Origin of the sequence: Streptomyces sp. NBC_00310, assembly GCF_036208085.1 — a bacterium.
GTDB lineage: Bacteria > Actinomycetota > Actinomycetes > Streptomycetales > Streptomycetaceae > Streptomyces.
This window is the reverse complement of record NZ_CP130714.1, coordinates 9,085,699-9,112,462: the sequence shown is the minus strand read 5'-3', so window position 1 is coordinate 9,112,462 and position 26,764 is coordinate 9,085,699. Positions and strand designations below refer to the sequence as shown.

Here is a 26,764-nt window from a genome sequence, read left to right as displayed (position 1 = left end):
CAGCCGGATGGGGCCGGAAAGCCATCCGGCGGGGACCGCCGGCCCCAGGTGCGCCCGGGGCCGCGCCGCCTAGCGTTCCGGGCCATGGAGAACGATCAGAACGCACGGCAGCGGGAGTCGCGCGCCGCTCGGGGCTGGCCCCTCGCGACCCGGCGGTTGCTGACGCGTAGTGAGGTGTCGGCCGACGGACGCGCCGTCTTCGGCGAGAACGACGGCAAGTGGGAAGGCTTCTACCGGGACCGCTACGCCCACGACAAGGTGGTGCGCTCGACGCACGGGGTCAACTGCACCGGTTCCTGCTCGTGGATGGTCTACGTCAAGGACGGCATCATCACCTGGGAGCACCAGGCCACCGACTACCCGTCGATCGGCACGGACTGCCCCGAGTACGAGCCGCGCGGCTGCCCGCGCGGGGCGTCGTTCTCCTGGTACACGTACTCGCCCAGCCGGGTCCGCTACCCCTATGTGCGCGGGGCGCTGCTGAAGCTGTGGCGGGAGGCCCGCAAGCGGCTCGGTGACCCGGTGGCCGCCTGGGCCGAGATCACCGGCGACCCGGCCAAGGCCCGCGCCTACAAGCGGGCACGTGGCAAGGGCGGTCTGGTGCGTGCGGACTGGGACGAGGTGAGCGAACTGGTCGCCGCCGCCCAGGTGCACACCGTCAAGGCGTACGGCCCCGACCGCGTCGCCGGGTTCTCGCCCATCCCGGCGATGTCGATGGCGTCGTTCGCGGCCGGGGCGCGGTTCCACTCGCTGATCGGCGGCACGCTGCTGTCGTTCTACGACTGGTACGCGGACCTGCCGATCGCCTCGCCGCAGGTCTTCGGCGACCAGACGGACGTGCCGGAGGCCGCCGACTGGTGGAACGCGGGCTATCTGATCATGTGGGGCTCGAACATCCCCGTCACCCGCACGCCGGACGCGCACTTCCTGACCGAGACCCGCTACAACGGCACCAAGGTCGTCGCGGTCAGCCCCGACTACGCCGACAACGTCAAGCACGCCGACGAATGGCTCGCCCCGCACCCCGGAACGGACGGCGCGCTGGCGATGGCCATGGGCCACGTGATCCTGCGCGAGTTCCTCGTCGACCGCGAAGTGCCCTATTTCCAGGACTACTTGCGCAAGTTCACCGACGCCCCGTTCCTGGTGACCCTGCGCGAGCACGACCACGGACTCGTCCCCGACGGGTTCCTGACCGCCGCCGATCTCGGCGGTGAGGAAGGGACCGAGGAGAACGCGGAGTTCAAGACGGTCCTCCTGGACGGGGCCACCGGCGAACCGGTGGTCCCCGGCGGCTCGCTCGGCTTCCGGTGGGGGGAGGCCGGGCGAGGCCGCTGGAATCTCGACCTGGGCGATGTCGTACCGGAGTTGAGCCTGCTGGAACGGGCCGAGGACACGGCCGAGGTCGCGCTGCCCCGCTTCGACGAGGGGACCACCGAAGGCGGCTCGGTGATGGTCCGGGGCGTTCCGGTCCGCAGGGTCGGCGGGCGCCTGGTCACCACCGTCTTCGACCTCATGCTGGCGCAGTACGGCGTCGAGCGGCCGGGTCTGCCGGGCACCTGGCCGTCCTCGTACGAGGACGCGTCGGAGCCGTACACCCCCGCCTGGCAGGAGACGATCACCTCGGTTCCGGCGGAGCAGGCGGCCCGGATCGCCCGGGAGTTCGCCCGCAACGCCGAGCGCACCGACGGACGCTCGATGATCGCGCTCGGCGCTGGCACCAACCACTGGTTCCACTCCGACACCATCTACCGCGCCTTCCTGGCGCTGATCACGATGACCGGCTGCCAGGGCGTCAACGGCGGCGGCTGGGCGCACTATGTGGGCCAGGAGAAGGTCCGCCCGGTCACCGGGCAGCAGCACCTGTCGTTCGCCTTCGACTGGCAGCGGCCCACACGGCACATGGCGGGCACCTCGTACTGGTACCTGAACTCCGACCAGTGGCGCTACGAGGCGTTCGGGCCCGAGGAGCTCGCTTCCCCGCTCGGGAAGGGGCGGTTCCAGGGCAAGGGGTTCGCCGACTGCCTGGCGCAGGCCGTGCGGCTGGGCTGGACGCCGGGCCACCCCGGCTTCAACCGCAACCCGCTCGACCTCACGGACGAGGCGGCGGCCGCGGGCCGTCCGGTCGCCGAGCACATCGTCGACGAGCTGAAGTCGGGGCGGCTGCGGTTCGCCGCCGAGGACCCCGACGACCCGGCCAACTTCCCGCGCGTACTGACCGTGTGGCGGGCCAACCTCCTCGGTTCCTCCGGCAAGGGCAACGAGTACTTCCTGCGGCACCTGCTGGGCACCGACGCGGCGGTCCGCTCCGAGGAGACCCCGCCCGAGGGGCGCCTGAAGGAGGTGGTGTGGCGGGCGGAGGCCCCCGAGGGCAAGCTCGACCTGCTGGTCACCATGGACTTCCGGATGACCTCCACCGGGCTGCTCTCCGACGTCGTCCTGCCGGCCGCCACCTGGTACGAGAAGGACGACCTGTCCAGCACGGACATGCACCCCTTCGTGCACGCCTTCACCCCCGCCATCGCCCCGCCCTGGCAGGCCCGCACCGACTACGACACGTTCCTGACCATCGCCGACCGGTTCAGCGAACTGGCCGCCGAGCACCTCGGCACCCGTACCGACGTCCTCGCCGTACCGCTGCTGCACGACACCCCGGACGAACTCGCCCAGCCCGGCGGGGTCGTACGGGACTGGAAGGCCGGCGAGTGCGAACCGGTCCCCGGCAGGACCATGCCGAAGCTGGTCACGATCGAGCGGGACTACGCCGCGACCGCGCAGAAGATGCGGGCCGTGGGTCCGCTGCTCGACACCCTGGGCACCACCACCAAGGGCGTCACCGTCCACCCGAACCAGGAGATCGACGACCTCCGGCGCCGCAACGGCACCGTCAGGGACGGAGTCGCCGCCGGGCGGCCCTCGCTCGCCACCGCGAGCGACATGTGCGAGGCGATCCTCGCCCTGTCCGGCACCACCAACGGCCGCCTCGCCACCGAGGGCTTCCGGGAACTGGAGCGGCGGACGGGCAGCGAGGGCCTGGTCGGGCTCGCCTCCGAGCGCGAGGCGGAACGGATCACGTTCGCCGACACCCGCACCCAGCCCCGCTCGGTGATGACGTCGTACGAGTGGTCGGGCTCGGAGACCGGCGGGCGCCGCTACTCACCGTTCGTCATCAACACCGAGCACAAGAAGCCCTGGCACACCCTCACCGGCCGCCAGCACTTCTTCGTCCAGCACGACTGGATGGCCGAGCTCGGCGAACAACTGCCCGTCTACCGGCCGCCGTTGAACACCCCCCGGCACTACGGCGACGAGCATCTGCACGAGAGCGGCCGGGCCGAGGTCACCGTGCGCTATCTGACCCCGCACTCGAAGTGGTCCATCCACTCGAACTACCAGGACAACAAGTACATGCTCGATCTGTCCCGCGGCGGACCCACGATCTGGATGTCCACCGCCGACGCCGAGAAGATCGGCGTCAAGGACAACGAGTGGATCGAGGCGTACAACCGCAACGGCGTCGTCGCCGCCCGGACCGTGGTCACCCACCGCATGCCCGAGGGGACCGTGTACATGTACCACGCCCAGGACCGCACCGTGAACGTCCCGAAGACCGAGGTCAGCGGCAAGCGCGGCGGCATCCACAACTCCCTCACCCGGCTGCTGCTCAAGCCCACCCACCTCGCGGGCGGCTACGCCCAGTTCACCTACGCCTTCAACTACTACGGCCCGACCGGCAACCAGCGCGACGAGGTCACCGTCATCCGCCGCCGCAGCCAGGATGTGGAGTACTGACATGCCCCGTGGCGAAGCCACTATCGGACGAGTCATGGCACAGATCGCGATGGTCATGAACCTCGACAAGTGCATCGGCTGCCACACCTGCTCGGTCACCTGCAAGCAGACGTGGACCAACCGCACCGGCGTCGAGTACGCCTGGTTCAACAACGTCGAGACCAAGCCCGGCGTCGGCTACCCCCGCCGCTACGAGGACCAGGAGCAGTGGAAGGGCGGCTGGATGCTGGACAAGCGCGGGCGTCTCGTCCTGCGCTCCGGCGGGCGGATCAAGCGGCTCCTGTCCCTCTTCTCCAACCCCGACCTGCCGTCCATCGAGGACTACTACGAGCCCGTCACCTACGACTACGACAACCTCGTCAACGCCCCGGCCGGCCGGGACATCCCCGTGGCCCGCCCCCGCTCGGTCCTCACCGGCAGGCCCACCTCCATCACCTGGGGCGCCAACTGGGAGGACGGCCTCGGCGGCGCACCCGAGAACGCGGGCGGCGACCCGAACCTCACCGGGGAATGGGCGGAGAAGGTCAGGTTCGAGTTCGAGCAGACCTTCCTCTTCCACCTGCCCCGCCTGTGCGAGCACTGCCTCAACCCGGCGTGTGTCTCCGCGTGCCCGTCCGGGGCGATGTACAAGCGGGTCGAGGACGGCATCGTGCTCGTCGACCAGGACCGCTGCCGGGGCTGGCGCATGTGCGTCACGGCGTGCCCGTACAAGAAGGTGTACGTCAACCACGCCACCGGCAAGGCCGAGAAGTGCACCTTCTGCTTCCCGCGTATCGAGGCCGGCCAGCCCACCGTCTGCTCCGAGACCTGCGTCGGCCGGCTGCGCTATCTGGGGCTGCTCCTCTACGACGCCGACCGCGTCGGCGAGGCGGCCGCCACCCCGGACGAGAAGGACCTCCTCGACGCCCAGCGGGGCGTCTTCCTCGACCCGCGCGACCCCGAGGTGATCGCGGCGGCACGGGAATCGGGAATACCCGAGGACTGGCTGGACGCGGCCCGCCGCTCCCCGGTGTACGACCTCGTGATGAGGTACAAGGTGGCGCTTCCGCTGCACCCGGAGTACCGGACCATGCCGATGGTCTGGTACGTGCCCCCGCTCTCCCCCGTCCTCGACGCCGTCGACGCGGCGGGCGGAAACCAGGACGACCCCGACCACGTCTTCGCCGCCGTCACTCGGCTGCGCATCCCGCTGGAGTACCTGGCCGAGCTGTTCACCGCCGGTGACGCGGACGTCGTCGCCGGGGTGCTGATGAAGCTCACCGCGCTGCGCTCGTACATGCGCGAACGCACCCTCGGCGAGGACGGCGACGAGGCGCCGCTCGAGGCCGTCGGCCTCACCGCACGCGAGGCCGAGGACCTGCACCGGCTCCTCGCCGTCGCCAAGTACCAGGACCGCTACGTCGTCCCCGCCGCCCACAAGGAGGACGCCGCCGCCCTGACCGCGATGGAGAACCGCTGCCCGGTCGAGTCCTCCGACACCGCCGAACCCCGCAGGACCATGCTCGGCATCCCCACCCTGCGCCGCCGTACGTCCGACACACCAGCCGGAGGCCACCCGTGAGCCCGCTGCCCTCCCCCGGTGCTGAACGCCTGGGGGGACTCCCCTCCGTTCCCGCCGTCCTCCGCTCCCGCGTCCGGGCCGCCGTGCGCCGCCCGGGTCGCGCGGCCCGCCCGGGACGTCCGACCCGGCTCACGCCGGAGGAGACCCAGGACCGGGCGCTGCTGCTACGGCTGCTGTCGCTGCTGCTGCAGTACCCGGACGCCGAACTCGCCGCCGCACGGCCCGTGCTGGCGGCCACCGTGGAGGCGCTGGCGCCCTCACCCGCCGCAGAGCATCTGGCCGCCTTCACCGCCTGGTGCGGCGGCCAGGAGACCCAGGCCCTGGAGCGGCACTACGTCGAGATGTTCGACCTGCGCCGCAAGAGCAGCCTTTACCTCACCTACTACCTGCACGGCGACACCCGCCGCCGCGGCATGGCCCTGCTCACCCTCGCCCAGCGCTACCGCGCCACCGGATGGGACACCGACGGCGGTGAACTCCCCGACCACCTCCCGGTCGTCCTGGAGTTCGCCGCACTCGCCGGCCCTCGGGCGGGTGAGGCGCCACTGCGTCAGCACCGGCGCGGCCTGGAACTGATCCACCGCGCCCTGACCGACGCCGACTCCCCCTACCGGCACGTCCTGGCCGCGCTGCTGACCCTCCTGCCGCCGCCCACCGAGGCCGACCTGCGGGCCGTCGCCGAACTGGCCGCCCAGGGCCCGCCCAACGAGGACGTCGGCATCGACCCGTACGGAGCCGGGGAGTTCGCCCCACCGGGCACCTTCGTCCCGCCCGACCAGGCCCGGCCCACCCTCATGCCACCCCTCTCCACCCCGGAAGGCCCCCGATGAGCGCCGCGCCTGCCTCCCTTGCCGCAGCGAGCGGCGCCGATCTGCTCCTGTGGGTCGCCCTCCCCTACATCTGTCTCGCCGTGTTCGTGGTCGGCCACGTCTGGCGCTACCGCCAGGACCAGTTCGGCTGGACCTCCCGCACCACCCAGCTCCTCGAACACCGCTGGCTGCGCTGGGGCAGCCCGCTGTTCCACCTGGGCGCCTTCATGGTGATCGCCGGGCACGTCGTCGGGCTCGCCGTCCCCGACTCGTGGACCGAGGCCGTGGGCATCACCGAGCACGCCTACCACACCACGGCCGTCTGGGCGGGCTCGGTGGCCGGCGTCGCCATGGTCGCCGGACTGGGCATGCTGTGCGCCCGCCGACTGCTGACCCGCCGGATCCGGCTCGGCACCGACCGCAGTGACAAACTCCTGTTCCCCCTGCTGTCCGCCACCGTCCTGCTCGGCATCACGGCCACCGCCGCCCACAATGTCTTCGGCGCCGGATACGACTACCGCTCCACCGTCTCCGTGTGGTTCCGCGGCCTGTTCGTCCTCCAGCCGCAGCCGGAGGCGATCGCCGGAGCCCCGCTGCTGTTCCAGCTGCACGCTCTCACCGCGTTCCTGCTCTTCGCGGCCTGGCCGTTCACCCGGCTGGTCCATGTGTGGAGCGCCCCGATCGGATACCTGGCGCGGCCGTACCTGGTCTACCGCAGGCGAGCCACCCCGGCCGCGGCGCCGACGGCCGCGGGCCGGCCCCGTTCGGCCTCCGGCTCGCGGTGAGCCGCATGGGTCACCGCATGAGTCACGGACCCGGCGTGGGTGTGCCGGAAGCCACGCCCCCGCCGGGTCCGCACACGGTGGGCGCGAGCCGCCGCACGGGATGGGTGATGGTCCTCACCGGGACCGTCGGCTGGCTCGCGTCCTTCCAGCTCACCGTGGACGACTGGCGGCTGCTCCGTGACCCCGCCTACCGACCACCCTGCGACATCGGCCCCGTCGTGAGCTGCGGCAGCGTCATGTCCAGCCCGCAGGGCAGCCTGTTCGGCTTCCCCAACATGCTGCTGGGACTGGGCGCCTTCGCCGCCGTGACCGCTCTGGGCATCGCCGTGCTCTCGGGGGCACGCCTGCACCGCCGGCTCTGGCTCACGCTGGACGCCGGCGCGCTGGTCGGGGTGGTGTTCGCGCACTGGCTGATCGGACAGTCGCTCTACGAGCTCGGCACGCTCTGCCCCTACTGCGCCGTCGTCTGGGCCGCGACCATCGCCCTGTTCTGGTACGTCACCCTGCACTGCCTGGAACGCGGAATCGTCCCCGTGCCCCGGGCCGTGCTGTACGTCGTCCGGGACACGCACTGGATACTCCTCGGCGCCTGGTACGGGGTGATCGCGCTGCTCGTCCTCACCCGCTTCTGGCCGTACTGGAGCAGCCTGATCTGACCGACCGCCGCCCTCCGCCCTGAGCACTCCGCCCGCTGCACTCCGTCCTCCGCACAAGCAGTGACGGGCCCACTGGCCCTTCCATCGGGACCTTCGGCCCCCCGCACTCCACCACCCCTCCGAGTTAGGTTTACCTAAGTAGCATCGATGCACGTAGAGAGCGAGGCACGGGCATGGCAACGACAGACCATTCGGCCCTGCGGAACGGCATCTCCCTTCCCGGCGACGGACTCGACGCCGCCCGCATGCCCGGCCACTGGCTGCTGGCCCGGCTGGGCAAGCGTGTGCTGCGCCCCGGCGGTGTGGAGCTGACCCGATGGATGCTGGACGCCCTGGGCGTGGATCCGGAGGACCGGGTCGTGGAGCTGGCCGCCGGCCTCGGGGCCACCGCCCGGCTGACCCTCGCCCGCCGTCCTGCCGCCTACACCGCCGTCGACCGCGACGCCACCGCCGTGGCCGCACTCAGCGCCCTCACCGCCCCGGGCGCGACTCAGGTGCGCGCCGTACGGTCGGACGCCGCGGACACCCGGTTGCCGGACGGCGACGCCACCGTCGTGTACGGCGAGGCGATGCTGACCATGCAGCCCGAAGCCGCCAAGCGCCGCATCGTACGAGAGGTCAGGCGCCTCCTCGACGACTCCACCGGCCGCTACGCCATCCACGAACTGTGCCTGCTGCCCGACGACCTGGACCCGGCACTCGCCGAACGGATCACCCATGACCTGCGCGAGGCCATCCACGTCGGCGCCCGCCCCCTGACTCCCACCGCCTGGAGTGACCTTCTCGCGGACGAGGGATTCACCGTCACCGCCCGCAGGACGGCACCGATGGCGCTGCTCGAACCGCGTCGCCTCATCGCCGACGAAGGACCGGCCCCCGCCCTGCGCATCGCCGGCCGGGCACTGCGGGACCCGGCCGCACTGCGCCGTGTGCTCCACATGCGCCGCGTGTTCCGACGTCACAGCGCCCACCTGGGCGCGATCAGCCTGCTCGCCGTCCCCACCCCGTCCCGGCCCCGAGGAGGAACCCGAGATGACCGCCACCGTGATCAGTGACCTGGCCGCCGAACTGACCGTGCCCGAGGACGGCACCCTCAGCCGTGTCCTGTACCGCGACGACCGTCTACGCGTGGTCGGCTTCGCCTTCGCCGCCGGCCAGGAACTGACCGAGCACACCTCCGCCCTCCCCGTGGTCATCCAGGTCGTCCAAGGCCGCCTCGACCTGGTCCTGGGCGACGAGAAGACCGAGGCGGGGCCCGGCAGCTGGATCCACCTGCCCGCACGGCTGCCGCACACCGTGCGTGCCACCGAGCCCAGCGTCATGCTGCTGACCATGCTCCCCGCCCCGGAGCCGTCCGGGTCCGGGGCGCCTTCCGCGGCATGACCGGCGCCCGGTCGTGTGCGCTGCGTGATCGACGCACCGGTGCCGCCGCGCGCGGCACACGGTGAGCAGCGGCCCCTCGCCGCCGGCCGAACCACACGCGGCGCACACGAGCGGCGCCGCACCCGTCGACGGCCGGAGAGCCACGTCTTCCTGTCTTCCTGTCTTCCTGTCTTCCTGTCTTCCTACCCTGCCCTGACCTGGCCTGCCGGGGCCGGGGGCCTCGGTCACACGACGTCGAGAACGTCTTTCACCGGGCGGCGGGGGGTGGCCGGGCCCCGGGGGCCGTAGCCGAGTCGCAGCACCATCTGCACGTAGCCCGTGCCCCATCCCGGGTCGCGGGCCAGCAGGCGCAGGTCGCGGGCCTCCAGGGCGTGGGAGGTCAGGGAGGTGGCCAGGTCGGCCAGCGTGGCCTCCAGCAGAACCCGTTCCAGGGCCTGCCCGGCGCGCAGCCAGTCGGCGGGCGCGTCACCGGGGGTGCTCAGCAGGGCCAGGTGGGGGGCGTGCTCGAAGGCGGTGCTGCCGCGGTCGGCCACCGGCCGGCGTCCGGCGAAGTCCCGTACCGGAGCCTTGCCGTCCCGTTTGCGCGGGCCGAAGGCGTACTCGGGGACGCCGTCGACGGCGGTGTCCGCCTCCGCTCCGAGCCGGGTCCAGCGGATGAGGTCCGCGCGGGCGCCGGGCTCCATCGCGTCGCGGCTCTCCGCATCACGGACCAGGTCGAGCACGGTCTCGGCGTGCCAGGGGCCGGGGAAGAGCAGGACACCCGACTCACGCGCCGCCGCATCCCGCAAGGCGGCCTGGACGTCATCGGGAATGTCCTTCTCGGCGAAGGGGTGGCGGCTGGTGTGCCGCTGCCGGATCGCCTCGTGCAGCCGCGTCAGGTCCTCCTCCCGCAAGCGTCGCTCGTCCGGGTCTGCCAGGTGGACGGCCGCGAGCAGCAGCGGATCCTGTGGCTCGGGCAGCAGCCGGACGTCGGGGGCGAGGTCCGTGTGCGCGGCGGCGACGCGCAGGTTGAACAGCGCCGCCCCGCAGCCGATGTACAGCGCCCGGTTGCCGGGATCGGACCGGGGCATGGCCCGCTCGAGGTCGGCGCGCAGCAGCAGGAGACGCTCGTCGGCGACGTACTGGAAACGCCAGGGCTGCGCGTTGTGCATGGACGGAGCCGCGGCGGCCTCGGCCACGAGCGTGCTCACCGTCTTCTCGTCGAGTTCGCGCGAAGCCATGGAATCCTCCTGTCATGCCCCGCCGTGCCGCGGGCCCCCACCAGGTACCGCGTCAGCGGGGCGGCCTGGGGGCCGGCACCACGGCCTCGGCGGCGTTCAGGCCCGCAACCCGACGGGCCGATTCCAGTGTCTGCCCAGCGGCACCGCCGAGCACCCGGAATCCGCACACCGACGCGGCCATCACGGAACACGATGCGCACGGACCTCGTCCTGCTCGGATCAGCGACCGCTCCGGACTTCCACACACCCGTGCCGGCGCTAAGACCCGGACCGGTCCGCACGGGGGTCCGGTGAGGGGCGTTCGTTCGGCCCTGCGGGTGCCGACGGCGGTGAAGGCTCAGCGTCCTTCGTGCCGCAGCCGGTCCTGTGCCTGCGTGGCGATGACCGCGGCCTGGATGCGCCGCTCCACGCCGAGCTTGGCGAGCAGACGGGAGATGTGGTTCTTGACCGTCTTCTCCGCCAGGTAGAGCCGCTGTCCGATCTGGCGGTTGGTCAGGCCCTCGCCGATCAGAGCCAGGATCTCCCGCTCCCGGGCGGTGAGCCCCGGCAGGGCGTCCGGCTCCTCCTCCGGCTGCTGGTCATGGCGCAGCCGGGCCATCACCTTGGCGGTGGCGCTGGGGTCGAGCAGGGACTGGCCTGCGGCCACCGTACGCACGGCGGACACCAGGTCCGTGCCCTGGATCTGCTTCAGCACGTATCCGGAGGCTCCGGCCATGATCGAGTCGAGCAGGGCCTCCTCGTCGTCGAACGAGGTCAGCATCAGGCAGGCCAGTTCCGGCATGCGTGAGCGCAGCTCGCGGCAGACGGTCACGCCGTCTCCGTCGGGCAGCCGCACGTCGAGCACGGCCACCTGCGGGCGCAGCGCGGGGACCCGCACCAGGGCCTGCTCGACGGTGCCGGCCTCGCCGATCACGGCGATGTCCGGCTCGTCGTTCAGCAGGTCGCGCACCCCGCGCCGTACCACCTCGTGGTCGTCCAGCAGGAAGACCCGGATCGGGTTGTCGGTACCGGGTCGCTCGCTGTCCGCCATCGACGGCTCCTGTCCTGTGTCGTCTGTCTCCTGTACCGGAGCCCGCCGGATGGGCGGGACCGGTCCTTCCCTGTCGCAGATCTTGCGCGCTTCCGGGCCGAACGGCCAGGGCCTACCGGCCCTTTTCCCTCTGCCGTTCGCGCATTCCCACGCGTACCGGTTCTGATCGCGTACCCGGCGCCGCCCGCTGCCGAACGCCGGGGAGTCCGGGTGCGCGGGTGCGCGGGTGCGCGGCTGCGCGGGTGCGCCTCACCGGCCGCGGCCGGCGACCGGGCCGATACCGGAGGGGGAACCGCCGAGGCCCGCGATCACCGGATCACTCATCGGGTACTCCCCGTCCCGGAGCACATCCGACGCGCGGCCCTTCGGCTCCCGGGACTGGGTGCGGCCGACACCCTCGCCGAGATCCGGGGCGCCCCGCGCAACGCCGAGCGGTTCGCCGGCCCGACCCGCGCACCACCGCGTGGCTGACATGGACGCCCGGCGCCACAGCGCGCGCACGCTCCACCGCCTCGCCCACCAGACGGTGGGCCCCGTCCACCCCCACGGCCACCAGACCACTCACCGCGCCTCCCGCATCCGGTACGCCCTGCCCTTACCTCCAGGTTCCCCCCGGCCACCGGACGTCGAGGGCCGGCCCGGCCCGGCGGCAAGGGGGCAGTTCGGCCCGGAAGCTCGGGACCGGTCGGCCCTGCCCCGTCGAGCCGGTGCGCGGGAGGCTGAAGAGGCATCGAGGGGCCGGCCACCCGGGACGGTCCAACGGGACAGCAGCGGCCGCCGGTCGCCCTCACCCGAGAGTTCCGGCCCCCGATGCCCACCGCGGGAGCACTTGGCGCGGCGGGGACGGAGATCGGCCCGCGGTGGCCGTGCGCGGGGAAAACCAGTGGCCCTCCACGGGCACCAGCGGAGAAGGGAACTGCTGTGAAGACCTCCAAGGTCGGTGAGGTGATGACCCCCGAGGTCATCCAGGCCCACCAGGACACACCGTTCAAGGACGTGGCACGCATGCTGGCCCGGCACCGGATCAGCGGCCTGCCGGTCGTGGACGCCGACGACAAGGTTCTCGGCGTCATCTCCGAGACCGACCTGATGCGCCGACAGGCGGCACAGGCCGAACGGGACCGGGGAGACCGTCTTCGGCTGCCCGCTCTGCGCCGGAAGGCACGTATCGCCGCCGCCAAGGCCCGTGCCATGACCGCCGGGCAGCTGATGTCGACACCCGCGATCACCGTGCATCCGGAGCAACGCGTCGCGGAAGCCGCACGGGTGATGGAGCGTCACCACATCGAACGCCTGCCCGTGGTGGACGAGGAGGACCGTCTGATCGGCATCGCCACCCGCCGGGACCTGCTGCGGGTCTTCCTGCGCACCGACGAGGAGATCCGTCAGGAGATCATCGACGAGGTCCTGACCCGCGCCATGTGCCTGCCGCCCCACACCCTCGTCGTCTCGGTCCACGACGGCACGGCCATGCTGGAGGGACGCCTGGAACGCCGTAGCGACATCCCGGTGGCCGTCCGGCTGACCTGGCGGGTGGACGGCGTGGTGGGCGTGATGAACAGCCTCACCTTCCGCGACGACGACATCCACCCACCCGAGAAGCACCCCTCCCGACGGATCGCCCACCACTGGCTCCCCGAACGGTGAACCCCGGCGCCCCTTCGGCGCCGTACCGCCGGTACGGCGGCCCCGACCGCCCCCGCCGCGCGGCCTGTCCGGTGTGATCCACTCGGCGCCGGGGCGGAGCGGACATCCATAGCCCCACCATCTCCCCGGGACGTCCTCGGCGCTCGCAGGCGCTGCCGAGGGCCCGTCTCCGTCCGCGTTCCGGCGCCCCTCCCGCCCTCGGGTGGCCGACCGGCCCTGGTGTCCCGGGCCGGTCGGGCCCCGGTCGGGACCTTCGACGCCTGGGGAGCGGCTGCCGTCTGCGAGACGGTCATGGTGCGAGCGGTACCGACCACGCGGTGCCGCTCCCGACACGGACGCTGCCGGTCTTCCGGCCCACGACCTCGACGACGGAGGCGCAACCCCATGACCTCACAGGACGCCCGAACCCGAGCCGCCGCCCCGGGCGGCGAGCCGTCCGAGACCGCCATCGCGGTGGACCGGCTGGTCACGAACGGGCTCAAGGCGCTCGCCGACTACGAGGACCTGACGCAGGAACAGGTCGACCACATCGTCAACAAGGCCTCGGTCGCCGCCCTGGACCAGCACACCGCGCTCGCGCGGCTCGCGGTGGAGGAGACCGGCCGCGGCCTCTTCGAGGACAAGGCCGCCAAGAACATGTTCGCGTGCGAGCACGTCACCCACAGCATGGGCCGTATGAAGACCGTCGGGGTCATCGCCCGCGACGACATCGAGGACATGGTCGAGATCGCGGAACCGGTGGGTGTGGTCTGCGCGATCACGCCGGTCACCAATCCGACCTCCACCACGATCTTCAAGGCGCTGATGGCCCTGAAGACCCGCAACCCGGTCGTCTTCGCCTTCCACCCCTCCGCCCAGCGCTGCAGCGCCGAGGCGGCCAGGATCGTGCGCGACGCCGCCGTCGCCGCGGGCGCGCCGAAGCACTGCGTCCAGTGGATCGAGACCCCGTCGGTCGAGGCCACCGGCACTCTCATGCGCCACCCGGGCGTCTCCCTGATCCTCGCCACCGGCGGCAACGCCATGGTCAAGGCCGCCTACTCGGCCGGCAAGCCCGCCCTGGGCGTCGGCGCCGGCAACGTTCCCGCCTACGTCCACAGGAGCGCCAAGCTGCGCCGGGCCGTCAACGACCTGGTGCTGTCGAAGTCGTTCGACAACGGCATGATCTGCGCCTCCGAACAGGCCGTCATCCTGGACGACGAGATCTACGACGCCGCCCTGGCGGAGTTCCGCACCCTGCACGCCCACCTGGCGACCGCCGAGGAGAAGGCGAAGCTGGAGGCGTTCCTGTTCCCCGCCGACCGGACGGGGAAGGGCTGCGAACCCAAGGTCAACGCGGCGGCCGTCGGCCAGAGCCCGGCGTGGATCGCCGAGCAGGCCGGCTTCACCGTGCCCGCCGACACCTCGCTCATCCTGGTCGAGGCCGACCGGGTCGGCCCGGACGAGCCGCTGACCCGCGAGAAGCTCTGCCCGGTGCTCGCCGTGCTGCGCGCCGGCTCCGAGGAGCAGGGGTTCGACCTGGCCGCCGACATGGTCGCCTTCCACGGCCAGGGCCACAGCGCGGTCATCCACACCGAGGACCGCGAACTCGCCGAGGCGTACGGCAGGCGCATCAAGACCGTACGGATCATCGTCAACGCGCCCTCCTCGCAGGGCGCCATCGGCGGCATCTACAACGGCCTGCTGCCGTCCCTGACCCTGGGCTGCGGCTCCTGGGGCAGCACGTCGGTGTCCAACAACGTCTCCGCACCCCAGTTGCTGAACGTCAAGCGGGTCGGGACGCGCCGCAACAACCTGCAGTGGTTCAAGGTCCCGCCGAAGATCTACTTCGAGCCGCAGGCCATCCGCTACCTCGCCGACATGCCGGACGTCCACCGCGTCACGATCGTCACCGACGCGACGATGACCCGTCTCGGCTTCGTCGACCGCGTCGACCGGGTCCTCAAGCGCCGTCCCGGGCCCGTGACGCTGCAGATCATCGACAACGTCGAACCGGAACCCAGCATCGACTCCGTGCAGCGCGGCGCCCGCCTCATGCGCGACTTCCGCCCGGACACGATCATCGCGCTCGGCGGCGGCTCGCCCATGGACGCGGCCAAGGTGATGTGGCTCCTCTACGAGCACCCGGACACCGACTTCGCCGACATGCGGCACAAGTTCTCCGACATCCGCAAGCGGGCCTTCCGCTTCCCCACGTTGGGCGCACGCGCCCGCCTGGTGTGCGTCCCCACCACCTCCGGCACCGGCGCCGAGGTCACCCCCTTCGCCGTCATCTCCGACCCCGCCACCGGCAAGAAGTACCCGCTGGCCGACTACGCGCTCACGCCCAGCGTGGCCATCGTCGACCCCCTGCTCACCACCGAGCTGCCCCCGGCACTGGCCGCCGACAGCGGCTTCGACGCCCTCACCCACGCCATCGAGGCGTACGTCTCCGTCTACGCCAACGACTTCACCGACGGCCTCGCCCTGCACGCGATCCGCCTGATCTTCGACCACCTCGAAGCGGCGGTGAACGACCGCGAGGGCTCGGCCGAAGCCCGCGAGAAGATGCACAACGCCGGCACCATCGCGGGCATGGCTTTCGGCAACGCCTTCCTCGGCATCGTCCACGCCATGTCCCACACCCTCGGCGCCACCTTCCACATCGCTCACGGCCGCACCAACGCCGTCCTGCTCCCCCACGTCATCCGCTACAACGGCACCGCCCCGACCAAGCTCACCGGCTGGCCCAAGTACGAGAGCTACCGCGCCCCCGAACGCTTCCAGGACATCGCCCGCACCCTCGGCCTGCCCGCCGCCACACCCGGCGACGGCGTGGAGTCGCTCGCCTGGGCCGTGGAGCGGCTGCGCGACGCCGTGGCCATCGAGCCGTCGTTCCGGTCCCTCGGTGTGGACGAGCGCGCCTTCCTCGACGCCCTGCCCCAGCAGTCCCTCAACGCCTACGAGGACCAGTGCGCCCCCGCCAACCCGCGCATGCCCATGCTCGACGACATGCAGGAGATCATGCGCACCGCCTACTACGGCCCGGCCGGCGCACCTGCCGAATAGGCCACCTCAAGCCCCCTCGGCCAGATCCGACCGCGGCCCGGACGCCCCCGCCCGGGCCGCGTCGGTGCGTCGGTGCGTCGGTGCCGACAGCGTCGAGCGCCACGCTTCTCAAGGCGGCGTGCAGCTTCGCGGCCGGCGACCCGGCTCGGGCAAGCACAAGAGCGCGAGAGCCGTCACCGACCGTTTCGCCCACCAGGACGACGCCACGCGCTCGCCGACTTCGCCGACCGGACCGGGGCAACGGAAACCGGACGTCCACCTTCAGGGAACCCGTCGACGAAGCCGTCGACGAAGCCGTCGACCCGAAGAGCGCCGTGCAGATCAACGTCTGTGCAGGCCCGGGTCACCTGGTACGACGAATATGGGGACGTCGTCTCCAGCCCTTCGGAGGGTGATCGCTGTGCAACCACAAGTCGCGGGCCGGGAGGGAACGCTTCCGATGCTGCTGATCTGCGGCGTGCACTACACCGCCGCACCCTTGCTGGCTGCCGATCCGTCGGCCTGGCGGCGCTACCTGCGGCTCACCTTCGACGGCATGTGCGCCACCGGCACCGGGCCTCTACCCCCGGCACTCTTCCACGACTCCTTGCCGCCGATGGTCCGGTAGGGCCGACCGGCATGCGCCAGAAGGTCACCGCCGCGCGGGCTGCCGACACAACCGAATCCGGCTGCTACAGGCCTCCGCCCCGCGGTCCCGAGGACCGCGGCCCGGGCGGCAGTGGAAGCCGGGCCCACCTGTCGAGGCTCTGCCTGCCGCCGCGGCGTCCAAGCCGAACCCGGATCGGTCGGGAGGCGACCGCACAATTCGCTGATCCACGGTTGGTACTTCGCCTCGGCAGCGTATGCCTCCTCGTAGTGACGGGAGAGCGCGTCATAACCACGCCGGACCAGGTCTTTGGGGTCATCGATGTCCACGGCGGTGCACGGTAGTTGGCCGCCTCGCGGTTCCACGAACGGTTTTCGTGCCCTGGCGGGCCGATCGAAGGGACGGTGAACCCCTCCGGGATCGGTGGAGCGGTCATGCGGCGGTGGACCGGGAACCGTACGTCCCGCGCTCCTGGACAGCCGACCCCGATCGCTGCCGGGCCGCCGGGCCGGGCGAGGAAGCCGGGTTCGCCACCAAACCGGAGCCGGCCACCCGCTTGATCACCCGGTTCCTTGGCGCCGGACCCCAACACCCTCAACCCTACGAAGGATTGATCGCCTGACAGGACACCCCGGGGTCCGCGTTCACAGCGCCCGCAGGCCGTGCTCCCGGAACTGCTCCCGCACCCGCTCCGTCAGGTCGGGATCCGGGGCGGGTGTGTCGCGCAGCGGGAAGGGGATGCCCAGCGCGTCGTACTTGTGGGTGCCGAGCTTGTGGAACGGCAGGACGTCCACCCGGTCGACGTTGCCCAGCCCGGAGAGGAACCCGCCGAGCCCGTCGACGGCCGCGGGGTCGTCGGTCCAGCCGGGCACGAGGACGTAGCGGATCCACACCGGGACGCCGAGTCGGTCCAGGCGGGTGGCGAAGTTGAGGGTCGGGGCCAGGTCACCTCCGGTCAGCTTCCGGTAGGTACGGACGTCGAAGGACTTGATGTCCAGCAGCACCAGGTCGGTGTCGGCGAGAAGCTCGTCGCTCGCGCGGGCGCCCAGGAAGCCGGAGGTGTCGAGGGCCGTGTGCAGACCGAGTTCCTTGCAGCGGCGGAAGATCCCGGCCGTGAACGCGGGCTGCAGCAGGGCCTCGCCGCCGGTGAGCGTCACTCCCCCGCCTGCGGTGGTGATGAAGCCCCGGTACCTCTCGATCTCGGCCATCACCTCGTCGACGGTGGTCTGCCTGCCGTCGCGCATGTGCCAGGTGTCCGGGTTGGCGCAGTACAGGCAGCGCAGTGGGCAGCCGCTGACGAAGAGGACGAACCGGGTCCCGGGACCGTCCACTCCCGTGGACAGATCCCAGGAGTGGACCCGGCCCGTCACCGGCTCGACCGTGGTGTTCACAGCGATCCGTGGAAGGTGCGGCTGATCACGTCGAGCTGCTGCTCGCGCGTCAGGCGAACGAAGTTGACCGCGTACCCGGAGACCCGGACCGTCAACTCCGGGTACTTGTCCGGGTGTTCCATCGCGTCCTCCAGCGTCGCCCGGTCCAGGACGTTGACGTTCATGTGGAATCCACCGGAGGCCATGTACGCGTCGAGGATGCCGGCCAGGTGCGCGGCGCGCTCGGCCGGGTCGTGGCCCAGGCCCTCGGGGGTGATGGTCGTCGTGAGCGAGATGCCGTCGCGGGCCTGCTCGTACGGGAGCTTGGCCACCGAGAGGGCCGAGGCGGCCACGCCGTGCCGGTCGCGTCCGTTCATCGGGTTGGCGCCGGGCGCGAACGGGGCGCCCGTGCGCCGGCCGTCGGGGGTGTTGCCGGTGTGCTTGCCGTACACCACGTTCGAGGTGATGGTCAGGACCGACTGGGTGTGCTCGGCGTCGCGGTACGTGGGGTGCTCGCGCACCTTCGTCATGAACGACTCCACCAGGGCGGCCGCGATCGCGTCCACACGGTCGTCGTTGTTGCCGTACGCCGGGAAGTCGCCCTCGACCTCGTAGTCGACGGCCAGTCCCGTGGCATCCCGGATGACCTTCACGCGCGCGTGCTTGACGGCCGAGAGGCTGTCCGCCGCCACCGAGAGGCCGGCGATGCCGCACGCCATGAAGCGGTGCACGGGGTGGTCGTGCAGGGCCATCTCGATGCGCTCGTAGGCGTACTTGTCGTGCATGTAGTGGATGACGTTGAGCGCGTTGACGTACGTGGCCGCCAGCCAGTCCAGCATGCGGTCGTACGCCGCCGACAACTCGTCGTAGTCCAGGTACTCGCCGGCCAGCGCGGGCGTCTCGGGGGCGATCTGCTCGCCGGTCATCTCGTCGCGGCCGCCGTTGATCGCGTACAGCATGGCCTTGGCGAGGTTGACCCGCGCCCCGAAGAACTGCATCTGCTTGCCCACCGCCATCGCGGAGACGCAGCAGGCGATCGCGGTGTCGTCGCCGGTGCGCGGGCGCATCAGGTCGTCGGACTCGTACTGGATCGCGCTGGTGTCGATCGAGACCTGGGCGCAGAACCGCTTGAAGCCCTCGGGCAGCCTCGGCGACCACAGGACGGTCAGGTTGGGCTCGGGGGCCGGGCCGAGGTTGTAGAGGGTCTGGAGGAAGCGGAAGGAGGTGCGGGTGACCAGCGGGCGGCCGTCGGTGCCGATGCCGCCGATGGACTCCGTCACCCAGGTCGGGTCGCCGGAGAAGAGAGCGTCGTACTCGGGGGTGCGCAGGAACCGTACGATCCGCAGCTTGATCACGAAGTCGTCGACCAGCTCCTGGGCACGCGTCTCGTCGATGGTGCCCTCGTCCAGGTCGCGCTGGAGGTAGACGTCCAGGAACGTGGAGGTGCGGCCCAGAGACATCGCGGCGCCGTTCTGCTCCTTCACCGCCGCCAGGAAGCCGAGGTAGAGCCACTGGACGGCCTCCCGGGCGGTGGCCGCGGGCCGGGTGACATCGCAGCCGTACGAGGCCGCCATCTGCGCGAGATCACCCAACGCCCTTGTCTGCTCGGCGAGTTCCTCCCGGTCACGGATGACGTCCGGGGTGGAGGGCCGCGCGTCCAGCAGGGCCCGCTCGGCCCGCTTGGCCTCGACCAGCCGGGCGGTGCCGTACAGCGCGACGCGCCGGTAGTCGCCGATGATCCGCCCGCGGCCGTACGCGTCCGGCAGCCCGGTGATGATGCCCGCCTTGCGGGCGGCGCGCATCTCGGGGGTGTACGCGTCGAAGACACCGTCGTTGTGGGTCTTGCGGTAGGTGCCGAAGACGCGCTTCACGAAGTGGTCGGCCTGGTAGCCGTATGCCTTCAGCCCGTTCTCGACCATCCGCAGCCCGCCGTTCGGCATGATCGCCCGCCGGAGCGGCGCGTCGGTCTGCAGGCCGACGATCAGTTCGCGGTCGCGGTCGATGAAGCCCGGCCGGTGCGAGGTGATGGTCGACGGCAGGCCCGTGTCGACGTCGAGGATGCCGCGGCGGCGCTCCTCGGGGAACAGACGGGCGACCTTGCCCCAGACGGCGAGCGTGCGCTCGGTCGGCGCGGTCAGGAACGTCGAATCGCCTTCGTAGGGGGTGTAGTTGGCCTGGATGAAGTCGCGCACGTCGACCTGGGTCCGCCACTGCGAACCGGCGAAGCCTCGCCATGCCTCGGTCACCGCACGGGGTCCAGCCGTCACCGTTGCCGTCATCGCCGGTCTCTCCCTCACTCAGCCGTGGAACTTCTTCGCTCTTGATGCTCGTCGCTCGCGGTGCCCCCGGGGAGGGCCTCTCGGCGCACCTGGGGCGCGCCACCCGTCCCTCTCGTACCGGGCCGTAGGTCCCTGTCAGGCAGGGACCCGCTCCTCGTCGCCCGGTCCGGACCGAGCGGGAACAGCCCGTCCGGCCAGGCAGCCCCGGTCCGGTCGTCAGGGGGTGCCGCACGCGTTCCGGCGGCGCTCAGCCCACAGCCAGATCGGGACGCACCAGGGTCCCCGACCTCCCGTGGATGATCTCGTACGCCGCGTCCAGGGCGCCGATGGCGGCCAGGCCGCCGGTGCGTTCGACGAACCGTGCGGCGGCCTCCGTCTTGGGGCCCATGGAGTCGGCCGGGAAGCCCGCGCGGCGCAGGTCGTCGGGGGTGGCGTCGAGGACGGGCTGCGGGTCGTGGGTGCCGTAGCCGGCATAGACGCACGGGACGTCGGTGAGGATGAGCAGGAAGTCGGCCTTGAGTTCCTCGGCGAGCAGGGCTGCGGTGAGGTCCTTGTCGACGACCGCCTCCACACCGTGCAGCGCGCCGGTGTCGTGGTCGGCGGTGACGGGCACGCCTCCACCGCCGGCGCAGATGACCAGCACTCCGCAGGTGAGCAGGTCGTGGATGGTCTCGGTCTCGACGATGCCCTCGGGCGCGGGTGAGGCGACGACCTGGCGCCACCCGGTGGCGTCCTTGGCGATGTGCCAGCCGCGCCTTCGCGCGAGGGTGCGGGCGACGTCCTGGGGGTAGACGGGGCCGACGCGCTTCGTGGGCCGCGCGAAGGCCGGGTCGTCGGCCCGTACCAGGGTGTGGGTGACGAGTGCGGCGATCTTGCGGCCGGGCAGCGTGTCGTGCAGGGCCCGGACCAGCAGAGAGCCGATCAGGCCCTCGGTCTGGGCGCCCAGCAGGTCCAGTGGATAAGGGGCGGTCAGGACGGGGTCGGCCGCGCTCTCCATCGCGAGCAGGCCGATCTGCGGCTCGTTGCCGTGGGTGACGACGATCTCGTGTTCGAGAGCGAGGGCGGCGATGGCGGTGGTCACCCGGTCGATGTTCGCCTGCTGCACGGCCGCGTCGGGGCGTTCGCCCCGGCGTAGCAGGGCATTGCCGCCGAGAGCGATGACGATGCGCATGGCTTGGGTCCTCCAAGGGGCCACGAACGACCTTGATGGTGTGCGGCCGGTTCGTTCTCCGCCCGGTCGCGGTGGATGGAAAGGACCCCTCGGGGTCCCGGTGCGTCAGTCGTGCGCGACGACGGCGACGGGCGCGGTGGCGTGGTGCAGCGCGGCGTGTGTGACGGAGCCGATGTGGGCGCCGAGCGGGCTGCGGTGGATCCGGCGGCCGACGACGACCAGGGACGCCTGTCGGGAGGCGTCGACCAGGTGGACGGCGGGACTGCCGGAACGGGACTCCTCGACGACCTCGACGGCCGGGTACTTCTCCTTCCAGCGGTGCAGCACCTCGGCCAGCGTGGCGACGTCCTGCTTGCCCAGCGCGGCGTCGAGCTCGGGGTCGGCGGGCAGGCCGTACGCGAGGTACGGCGGCGGGTTCCAGACGTGGACGACCCGCAGGGGCGTGACACGGCGGGCGGCCGCCTCGAAGGCGAAGGCGATCACCGTGTCGTCGGGATGGTCGGTGTCGAGCCCGAGGACGACGGGACCGTCGGCTGCCTGCTCGCCGGCCCGGACCAGCACCACAGGCTGCTCGGCCTGTGCCACGACGGCCTGACCCACGGAGCCGACGAGGAATCCGCCGATGCCGCTCAGCCCCCGGGAGCCGAGGACCAGGAGTTCGGCGTCCTTCGCCGCCCGAGTCAGCACCTCGGCGGGCCGGCCCGGGACCTGCTCCACGGACACGTCCAGGCCGGGGTGACGCGACTTGAGCCCTTCGGCCACCTCGCGCGGGATGCGTACGCTCCACCTCTGCCGCGTCTCGCCGCCGAGGAACCGCGCCAGGGCCAGGGGCTCGGAGACCGCCTCCAGGACGTGGACCAGCGTGAGCGACAGGCCACGCCGCTTCGCCTCGCCGGCCGCCCACTCCGCCGCGGCACGGCTCTCGGCCGAGCCGTCGAGACCTACGACAACACTGCGGATCATGGTTCTGCCTCCTGACCGGGGATGTGATTCCAGCGTCGTGGACCGGAGGTCGGCCGTGGAGGGGCCGCTGGTCCCCGACGGGGGCCGGTGGGCCCTGAAGTCCCGTCCGGCTCGCGAGGCCCGGCACGGTCATCACGGGTGGGCGCCCGCCCGCGTTGTCGGGGTCACCCGCGTACGCCCGGCACGCGGGCGGGCCTCCGCCTCGCGAGGCCCGGCACCGGACCATGGCGGAACCCGCCGGACGCCCATCCGGCCACCGTCGTCTTCTCCGTCGTCGTGCCGGCCTTCCTCTCCGTCGTCGTGCCGGCCTTCCTTTCCGCCGTCGTGCCGGCCCCCCGCTCTCCGCCATCACCCGGCACGTCCGCGCCGTGCCCGGCCCCCTGCCGGCCGTGGTGCCCGCCACGCGGGCGGTGGCGGCCTTCGGGCTCGACCACCGCTACGGCCTCAGGACAATCGGCGACGTCCCGGCCGGCCCGCCGGGGCTCGCCCTGCCGGACCTGACCGAACTGCCGTACCCCTGCCGCCCGCCCCGGGCGTCGTGCTTGTCTGCCGCCCGCCCTGGGCGTCGTGCTTGTCTGCCGCCCGCCCCGGGCGTCGTGCTCGTCTGCCGCCCGCCCCAGGCGTCGTGCTCGTCGGCTGCACCGACGTCGTCCGCACCGCACGAGCCTTCGCCGACCGCGACACGGACGCCGTCGTCGTCGGGCGCCTCCGACAGCGGCACCGGACAGGGCCGAGGGGGAGGTCGTCCCTGCACCATCCGGCCCCGGCCCGGATGGGACCCGTGGGGCCGCTGTGCCTGAATCGGTGGGGCCGTTCGGCCCCTCTTCGGCCGGCGCCGCCGAAACGCGGTCCGGTGCCTGCTACACAGAAGACGGTCGCCCCTTCGTCCGCGGCGCCGATCCCACCTCACCCCCCTGCCTGGGAGTCTCCATGCTGTCCGCAGAATCCGCCGCCGTCGTCCGTGCCACCCTGCCCGCCGTGGGCGGAGCACTCGACGAGATCACCACCCGCTTCTACGGCGCCATGTTCCGCGACCGGCCGGAACTGCTCGACGGGATGTTCAACCGCGGCAACCAGGCCAGCGGTGCCCAGCGCCAAGCCCTGGCCGGTTCGATCGCCGCCTTCGCGACCGCGCTGCTGGAGCAGCCGGACGTCCGCCCCGACGCCCTGTTGAGCCGTATCGCGCACAAGCACGTCGCCGTCGGGGTCACCGACGACCAGTACACGATCGTGCACAAGTACCTGTTCGGCGCGATAGCCGAGGTCCTCGGCGACGCGGTCACCCCCGACGTGGCGGCCGCCTGGGACGAGGTGTACTGGCTGATGGCCGGCGCACTGATCGCCCAGGAGGCCCGCCTCTACCAGGACGCGGGCCTCGAGCCCGGCAGGATCTGGCGGCAGTGGACGGTCGTCGAACGCCGTACCGAGACACCGGACGTGGTGTCCTTCCTGCTCCGCCCGGCCGACGGCGCAGCCGCGCCACGGGCACGGGCGGGCCAGTACGTCAGCGTGCGCCTGCGCATGCCGGACGGCGTCCACCAGCTGCGCCAGTACAGCCTGTCCTCGGACCCGGGCGGGGACCTGCGCCGGATCACCGTGAAGCGGGTCCCCGGCACGGACGGCTCGCCGGACGGCGAGGTCTCCGACCTGCTGCACCGCTCCGTGCGCGCAGGAGACGAACTGACGCTCTCCGCGCCCTTCGGCGACGTCGTCCTCGACGACCCGGCCGACGCCACCACCCCCGTCGTGCTGGTCTCCGCGGGCATCGGCTGCACCCCCATGACCGGCATGCTGGCCCACCTCGCCGCCCTCGGTTCGACCCGCCCGGTCCTGCTCCTGCACGCCGACCACTCCCCCGCCGACCACGCCCTGCGCGCCGAGACCCGGAACCTCGTCGGGCGACTCCCCCACGCCCGCGCCGTCTTCTGGTACGAGCAACCGGGTCAGGAGGAACCAGACGCCCGTGCCGGACGGATGGACCTCGAAGGGATCGAACTGCCCGACGACGCCACGGTGTTCCTGTGCGGCCCGCTGCCGTTCATGCGCGACGTACGCGGACAGCTGCTGCGCGCGGGGGTGCCGGCGCGGCGCATCCGGTACGAGGTCTTCGGCCCCGACCTGTGGCTGCCCGGCCCGACGGCCTGAGCGGCGTCGGACATCCCCTCCCCCGTCCAGGAAAGGAACCACCATGACCAGCAAGGACGCCCACACCACCGTGCCCACCGTACTGCTGCGTGCGGACGGCGAGGTGGACGAGGAGACCCTGGCGTACGCCCGCACGAAGATCGACGCCGTCGTCGGCCGGCCGGAACTTCCCGACGTCACCGGCGAGGTGCGCGTCACGCGTGCCGCCGCCCACCACGCGGACCGTCCCTGGTCGGCCACGGCAGCCCTGCACGTCGGCAGGCGCGAGGTGGTCGTCCTCGCCGAGGCGGCCACCGGCCGGGAACTCGTCGACCAGCTCCAGGACCGGCTGCGCCGCCAGACCGACAAGGCCGCCCACGCCCGGCGCCCCGGCCAGCACACGCCGGCACCGCCGTGGCGTGGCGGCAGCCCGGCCCCACGTCCTGCCGAAGGCGGCGGCGACGGGGCGGACTCTCACCGGGAGTGAGCCCACGGTGAGTACAGGCCCGGTCGGTGACGGTCCGCCGGCCGGGCCTCTGTCACGCCCCGCGGCCCCGCACGTGGACACCGTGGAAGCCCACCTCGCGGGCCATGCGGACCCCGCAAGGGACCAACGGCCCACTGACGGAGCCCGCCGACGTGGGAAACCGTGGGGTCGCGGTTCCCGATCGACGGGCGAGAACGAGGAGTTGTGTGATGGCGAAGGCGTATCTGGTGGGCAGCGGCATCGCAGCGCTCGCCGCGGCCACGTTCCTGATCCGCGAGGGCGGGTTCGACGGAGCCGACATCCACCTCTTCGAGGAGCAGCGGAACATCGGCGGCAGCCTGGACGCGGGCGGCACCGCGGACGCCGGCTACACCATGCATGGCGGGCGGATGTTCGAGGCCGAGTACCGCTGCACGTACGACCTGCTGTCCGGCATCCCCTCGCTCGACGACCCCGCGGTGTCCGTGACACAGGAGATCCTCGCCGGTCAGGAGGACTTCGCCTGGAACGACATCGCACGGCTCGTCGACGGGGACGGAAAGATCGTCGATGTGCGCTCGATGGGATTCTCCGAGCGCGACCGCCTGGATCTGGTGCGCTGCCTGGCGACCCCCGAGGGGCACCTGGACGGCAAGCGGATCACCGACTGCTTCACCGAGCACTTCTTCACCACGAACTTCTGGTTCCTGTGGTGCACCACGTTCGCCTTCCAGCCCTGGCACAGCGCGATCGAGTTCCGCCGCTACCTCAAGCGCTTCATCCACCTCCTCCCCGAGCTCTCCTCCCTGTCGGGCGTCCACCGCACCCGCTACAACCAGTACGACTCGATCATCCGGCCCCTGACCGCCTGGCTCAGCGAACGGAACGTCACCGTCCACACCCGCTGTCACGTCACCGACCTCGGGTTCGCGCCGGGGCACCGGTCCACGACGGTCCAGCGCATCTACGTGACCCGGGACGGCCGTGACGAACAGATCGACGTGGCCCCCGACGACCTGGTCCTGGTCACCAACGGCTCCATGACCGACTCCACCAGTCTCGGCTCGCACGTCGCCGCTCCGCCGCCCCCTCCCCGGAACTCGGACGCCTGGCTCCTCTGGCACCGGCTGTCCAGGGGCCGCGACGACTTCGGCGACCCGGCCGTCTTCGACAAGCACGTCAAGGAGTCCCGCTGGGAGTCGTTCACCGTCACCACCAAGGACCCCGCCTTCCTGGACGCGCTCGCGGAGTTCAGCGGCCGGGAGACCGGGCGGGGCGGGCTGATGACGTTCACCGACTCCAACTGGCTGCTCACCGTGGTCGCGGGCCGCCAGCCCGTCTACCGCGACCAGCCCGAGGACGTCGCGGTGTGGTGGGGCTACGGCCTGCACCCCGCCCGCGCCGGCAACCACACGCCCAAGCCGATGACGATGTGCTCCGGCCGGGAGATCCTCGAAGAGATCCTGCACCACCTGCCCTTCGACGAGCCGACGGCAGCCCGTGTCCTTGAGACCTCCACCGTCGTGCCCTGCCTCATGCCCTACATCACCAGCCAGTTCCTGGCCCGCCGCCGCGACGACCGGCCCGACGTGGTGCCCGACGGCTCGGTCAACCTCGCCTTCATCGGTCAGTTCGCCGAGGTGCCCGACGACGTCGTCTTCACCGTCGAATACTCCGTACGCACCGCCTGGACGGCTGTGGCCCGACTCCTCGACCTCGACAGGCAACCGCCGGCGGTCTACAAGGGCCACCACGATCCCCACGTACTGGCCGCCGCCCTGGAGACCCTGCACCGCCGATAGCCACCACGGGCGACTCCACCGGGGTCCTGGCACCGGTTCCGACGACTGCCGCCCTGGGCCGCCCTGGGCCGCCCT

General features: G+C 71.8%; 20 protein-coding genes and 1 pseudogene. 14 read left to right on the top strand and 7 right to left on the bottom strand.

Translation table 11 applies throughout. From position 1 onward, the window contains the following. Positions 1–84 precede the first annotated feature (84 nt). The 7 genes from OG202_RS39770 (at position 85) to OG202_RS39740 (ending at position 8,986) form a co-directional block, all read left to right on the top strand. The gene (locus OG202_RS39770; RefSeq protein WP_328224331.1) at positions 85–3,792 is read left to right on the top strand and encodes a nitrate reductase subunit alpha; all 3,708 of its coding nucleotides are present in this window, start codon (positions 85–87) and stop codon (positions 3,790–3,792) included. A 1-nt stretch (position 3,793) separates the two neighbouring features. Then, positions 3,794–5,353, top strand: a complete 1,560-nt coding sequence (gene narH, locus OG202_RS39765; RefSeq protein ID WP_326574902.1) for a nitrate reductase subunit beta — start codon at positions 3,794–3,796, stop codon at positions 5,351–5,353. Continuing rightward, positions 5,350–6,183 (top strand): nitrate reductase molybdenum cofactor assembly chaperone, encoded by an 834-nt coding sequence (narJ, locus tag OG202_RS39760; protein ID WP_326574904.1) that lies wholly within the window; start codon positions 5,350–5,352, stop codon positions 6,181–6,183. Before narH ends, narJ begins: the two co-directional genes overlap by 4 nt. Beyond that, a complete protein-coding gene (narI, locus tag OG202_RS39755) occupies positions 6,180–6,947 on the top strand; it encodes a respiratory nitrate reductase subunit gamma (protein ID WP_326574906.1) in 768 nt (255 codons plus the stop codon). Before narJ ends, narI begins: the two co-directional genes overlap by 4 nt. A 17-nt stretch (positions 6,948–6,964) precedes the next feature. Beyond that, positions 6,965–7,603: a vitamin K epoxide reductase family protein gene (locus tag OG202_RS39750; protein WP_327727010.1), complete on the top strand. Its 639-nt coding sequence runs from the start codon at positions 6,965–6,967 to the stop codon at positions 7,601–7,603. Between the two features lie 173 nt (positions 7,604–7,776). Beyond that, complete coding sequence (locus OG202_RS39745) at positions 7,777–8,658, top strand: class I SAM-dependent methyltransferase (protein ID WP_327727011.1); 882 nt, start codon at positions 7,777–7,779, stop codon at positions 8,656–8,658. Continuing rightward, positions 8,636–8,986 (top strand): cupin domain-containing protein, encoded by a 351-nt coding sequence (locus OG202_RS39740; protein WP_326574911.1) that lies wholly within the window; start codon positions 8,636–8,638, stop codon positions 8,984–8,986. Before OG202_RS39745 ends, OG202_RS39740 begins: the two co-directional genes overlap by 23 nt. Before the next feature lie 224 nt (positions 8,987–9,210). On the opposite strand, the gene OG202_RS39735 is transcribed toward OG202_RS39740, so the two are convergent. The 3 genes from OG202_RS39735 to OG202_RS39725 form a co-directional block, all read right to left on the bottom strand. Then, on the bottom strand, positions 9,211–10,206 hold the full coding sequence (locus tag OG202_RS39735; protein WP_327727012.1) for an Acg family FMN-binding oxidoreductase: 996 nt from the start codon (positions 10,204–10,206) through the stop codon (positions 9,211–9,213). Positions 10,207–10,543: 337 nt separating this feature from the next. Continuing rightward, a complete protein-coding gene (locus OG202_RS39730; protein ID WP_328224330.1) occupies positions 10,544–11,236 on the bottom strand; it encodes a response regulator transcription factor in 693 nt (230 codons plus the stop codon). 249 nt (positions 11,237–11,485) lie between these two features. Beyond that, positions 11,486–11,710, bottom strand: a complete 225-nt coding sequence (locus tag OG202_RS39725; RefSeq protein WP_326574916.1) for a hypothetical protein — start codon at positions 11,708–11,710, stop codon at positions 11,486–11,488. A gap of 447 nt (positions 11,711–12,157) precedes the next feature. Here OG202_RS39725 and OG202_RS39720 point away from each other — a divergent pair, with 447 nt between their 5' ends. The 4 genes and pseudogenes from OG202_RS39720 to OG202_RS39705 all read left to right on the top strand — a co-directional run. Then, positions 12,158–12,883: a CBS domain-containing protein gene (locus tag OG202_RS39720; protein WP_327727013.1), complete on the top strand. Its 726-nt coding sequence runs from the start codon at positions 12,158–12,160 to the stop codon at positions 12,881–12,883. Positions 12,884–13,267: 384 nt separating this feature from the next. Further along, positions 13,268–15,928, top strand: coding sequence for a bifunctional acetaldehyde-CoA/alcohol dehydrogenase (adhE, locus tag OG202_RS39715; protein WP_326574920.1), 2,661 nt, complete (start codon positions 13,268–13,270; stop codon positions 15,926–15,928). Positions 15,929–16,367: 439 nt separating this feature from the next. Beyond that, entirely contained in the window at positions 16,368–16,535 is a 168-nt protein-coding gene (locus tag OG202_RS39710) for a hypothetical protein (protein ID WP_326574922.1), read from the top strand. Positions 16,536–16,944: 409 nt separating this feature from the next. Next, a pseudogene (locus tag OG202_RS39705) lies at positions 16,945–17,097 on the top strand (IS701 family transposase); the annotation flags it as partial. Positions 17,098–17,158: 61 nt separating this feature from the next. On the opposite strand, the gene pflA reads toward OG202_RS39705, so the two are convergent. The 4 genes from pflA to OG202_RS39685 all read right to left on the bottom strand — a co-directional run bounded on the left by pflA (position 17,159) and on the right by OG202_RS39685 (position 22,297). Then, positions 17,159–17,905 carry a pyruvate formate-lyase-activating protein gene (pflA, locus tag OG202_RS39700; protein ID WP_327727014.1) on the bottom strand — a complete coding sequence of 249 codons (747 nt, stop codon included), beginning with the start codon at positions 17,903–17,905 and terminating at the stop codon, positions 17,159–17,161. Next, positions 17,902–20,163 carry a formate C-acetyltransferase gene (gene pflB, locus OG202_RS39695; RefSeq protein WP_327727015.1) on the bottom strand — a complete coding sequence of 754 codons (2,262 nt, stop codon included), beginning with the start codon at positions 20,161–20,163 and terminating at the stop codon, positions 17,902–17,904. The genes pflA and pflB overlap by 4 nt, the downstream gene beginning before the upstream one ends. Before the next feature lie 247 nt (positions 20,164–20,410). Continuing rightward, positions 20,411–21,334 carry a carbamate kinase gene (locus tag OG202_RS39690; protein WP_326574929.1) on the bottom strand — a complete coding sequence of 308 codons (924 nt, stop codon included), beginning with the start codon at positions 21,332–21,334 and terminating at the stop codon, positions 20,411–20,413. Between the two features lie 105 nt (positions 21,335–21,439). Continuing rightward, the gene (locus tag OG202_RS39685; RefSeq protein ID WP_327727016.1) at positions 21,440–22,297 is read right to left on the bottom strand and encodes a universal stress protein; all 858 of its coding nucleotides are present in this window, start codon (positions 22,295–22,297) and stop codon (positions 21,440–21,442) included. 930 nt (positions 22,298–23,227) lie between these two features. Here OG202_RS39685 and OG202_RS39680 point away from each other — a divergent pair. The 3 genes from OG202_RS39680 to OG202_RS39670 all read left to right on the top strand — a co-directional run bounded on the left by OG202_RS39680 (position 23,228) and on the right by OG202_RS39670 (position 26,689). Continuing rightward, positions 23,228–24,442 (top strand): globin domain-containing protein, encoded by a 1,215-nt coding sequence (locus tag OG202_RS39680; RefSeq protein WP_327727017.1) that lies wholly within the window; start codon positions 23,228–23,230, stop codon positions 24,440–24,442. A 43-nt stretch (positions 24,443–24,485) separates the two neighbouring features. Continuing rightward, positions 24,486–24,908 carry a hypothetical protein gene (locus OG202_RS39675; RefSeq protein WP_327727018.1) on the top strand — a complete coding sequence of 141 codons (423 nt, stop codon included), beginning with the start codon at positions 24,486–24,488 and terminating at the stop codon, positions 24,906–24,908. A gap of 206 nt (positions 24,909–25,114) precedes the next feature. Beyond that, positions 25,115–26,689, top strand: a complete 1,575-nt coding sequence (locus tag OG202_RS39670; protein WP_327727019.1) for an oleate hydratase — start codon at positions 25,115–25,117, stop codon at positions 26,687–26,689. The last annotated feature ends 75 nt before the right edge of the window (positions 26,690–26,764 follow it).

What these genes read in the sequence shown, in the direction of transcription:
- OG202_RS39770 (WP_328224331.1), top strand. Translation starts at nt 85, where the DNA reads ATGGAGAACGATCAGAACGCACGGCAGCGGGAGTCGCGCGCCGCTCGG.
- narH (WP_326574902.1), top strand. Translation starts at nt 3,794, where the DNA reads ATGCCCCGTGGCGAAGCCACTATCGGACGAGTCATGGCACAGATCGCG.
- narI (WP_326574906.1), top strand. Translation starts at nt 6,180, where the DNA reads ATGAGCGCCGCGCCTGCCTCCCTTGCCGCAGCGAGCGGCGCCGATCTG.
- OG202_RS39750 (WP_327727010.1), top strand. Translation starts at nt 6,965, where the DNA reads ATGAGTCACGGACCCGGCGTGGGTGTGCCGGAAGCCACGCCCCCGCCG.
- OG202_RS39745 (WP_327727011.1), top strand. Translation starts at nt 7,777, where the DNA reads ATGGCAACGACAGACCATTCGGCCCTGCGGAACGGCATCTCCCTTCCC.
- OG202_RS39740 (WP_326574911.1), top strand. Translation starts at nt 8,636, where the DNA reads ATGACCGCCACCGTGATCAGTGACCTGGCCGCCGAACTGACCGTGCCC.
- OG202_RS39735 (WP_327727012.1), bottom strand. Translation starts at nt 10,206, where the DNA reads ATGGCTTCGCGCGAACTCGACGAGAAGACGGTGAGCACGCTCGTGGCC.
- OG202_RS39730 (WP_328224330.1), bottom strand. Translation starts at nt 11,236, where the DNA reads ATGGCGGACAGCGAGCGACCCGGTACCGACAACCCGATCCGGGTCTTC.
- OG202_RS39725 (WP_326574916.1), bottom strand. Translation starts at nt 11,710, where the DNA reads ATGTCAGCCACGCGGTGGTGCGCGGGTCGGGCCGGCGAACCGCTCGGC.
- adhE (WP_326574920.1), top strand. Translation starts at nt 13,268, where the DNA reads ATGACCTCACAGGACGCCCGAACCCGAGCCGCCGCCCCGGGCGGCGAG.
- OG202_RS39710 (WP_326574922.1), top strand. Translation starts at nt 16,368, where the DNA reads ATGCTGCTGATCTGCGGCGTGCACTACACCGCCGCACCCTTGCTGGCT.
- pflB (WP_327727015.1), bottom strand. Translation starts at nt 20,163, where the DNA reads ATGACGGCAACGGTGACGGCTGGACCCCGTGCGGTGACCGAGGCATGG.
- OG202_RS39690 (WP_326574929.1), bottom strand. Translation starts at nt 21,334, where the DNA reads ATGCGCATCGTCATCGCTCTCGGCGGCAATGCCCTGCTACGCCGGGGC.
- OG202_RS39685 (WP_327727016.1), bottom strand. Translation starts at nt 22,297, where the DNA reads ATGATCCGCAGTGTTGTCGTAGGTCTCGACGGCTCGGCCGAGAGCCGT.
- OG202_RS39680 (WP_327727017.1), top strand. Translation starts at nt 23,228, where the DNA reads ATGCTGTCCGCAGAATCCGCCGCCGTCGTCCGTGCCACCCTGCCCGCC.
- OG202_RS39675 (WP_327727018.1), top strand. Translation starts at nt 24,486, where the DNA reads ATGACCAGCAAGGACGCCCACACCACCGTGCCCACCGTACTGCTGCGT.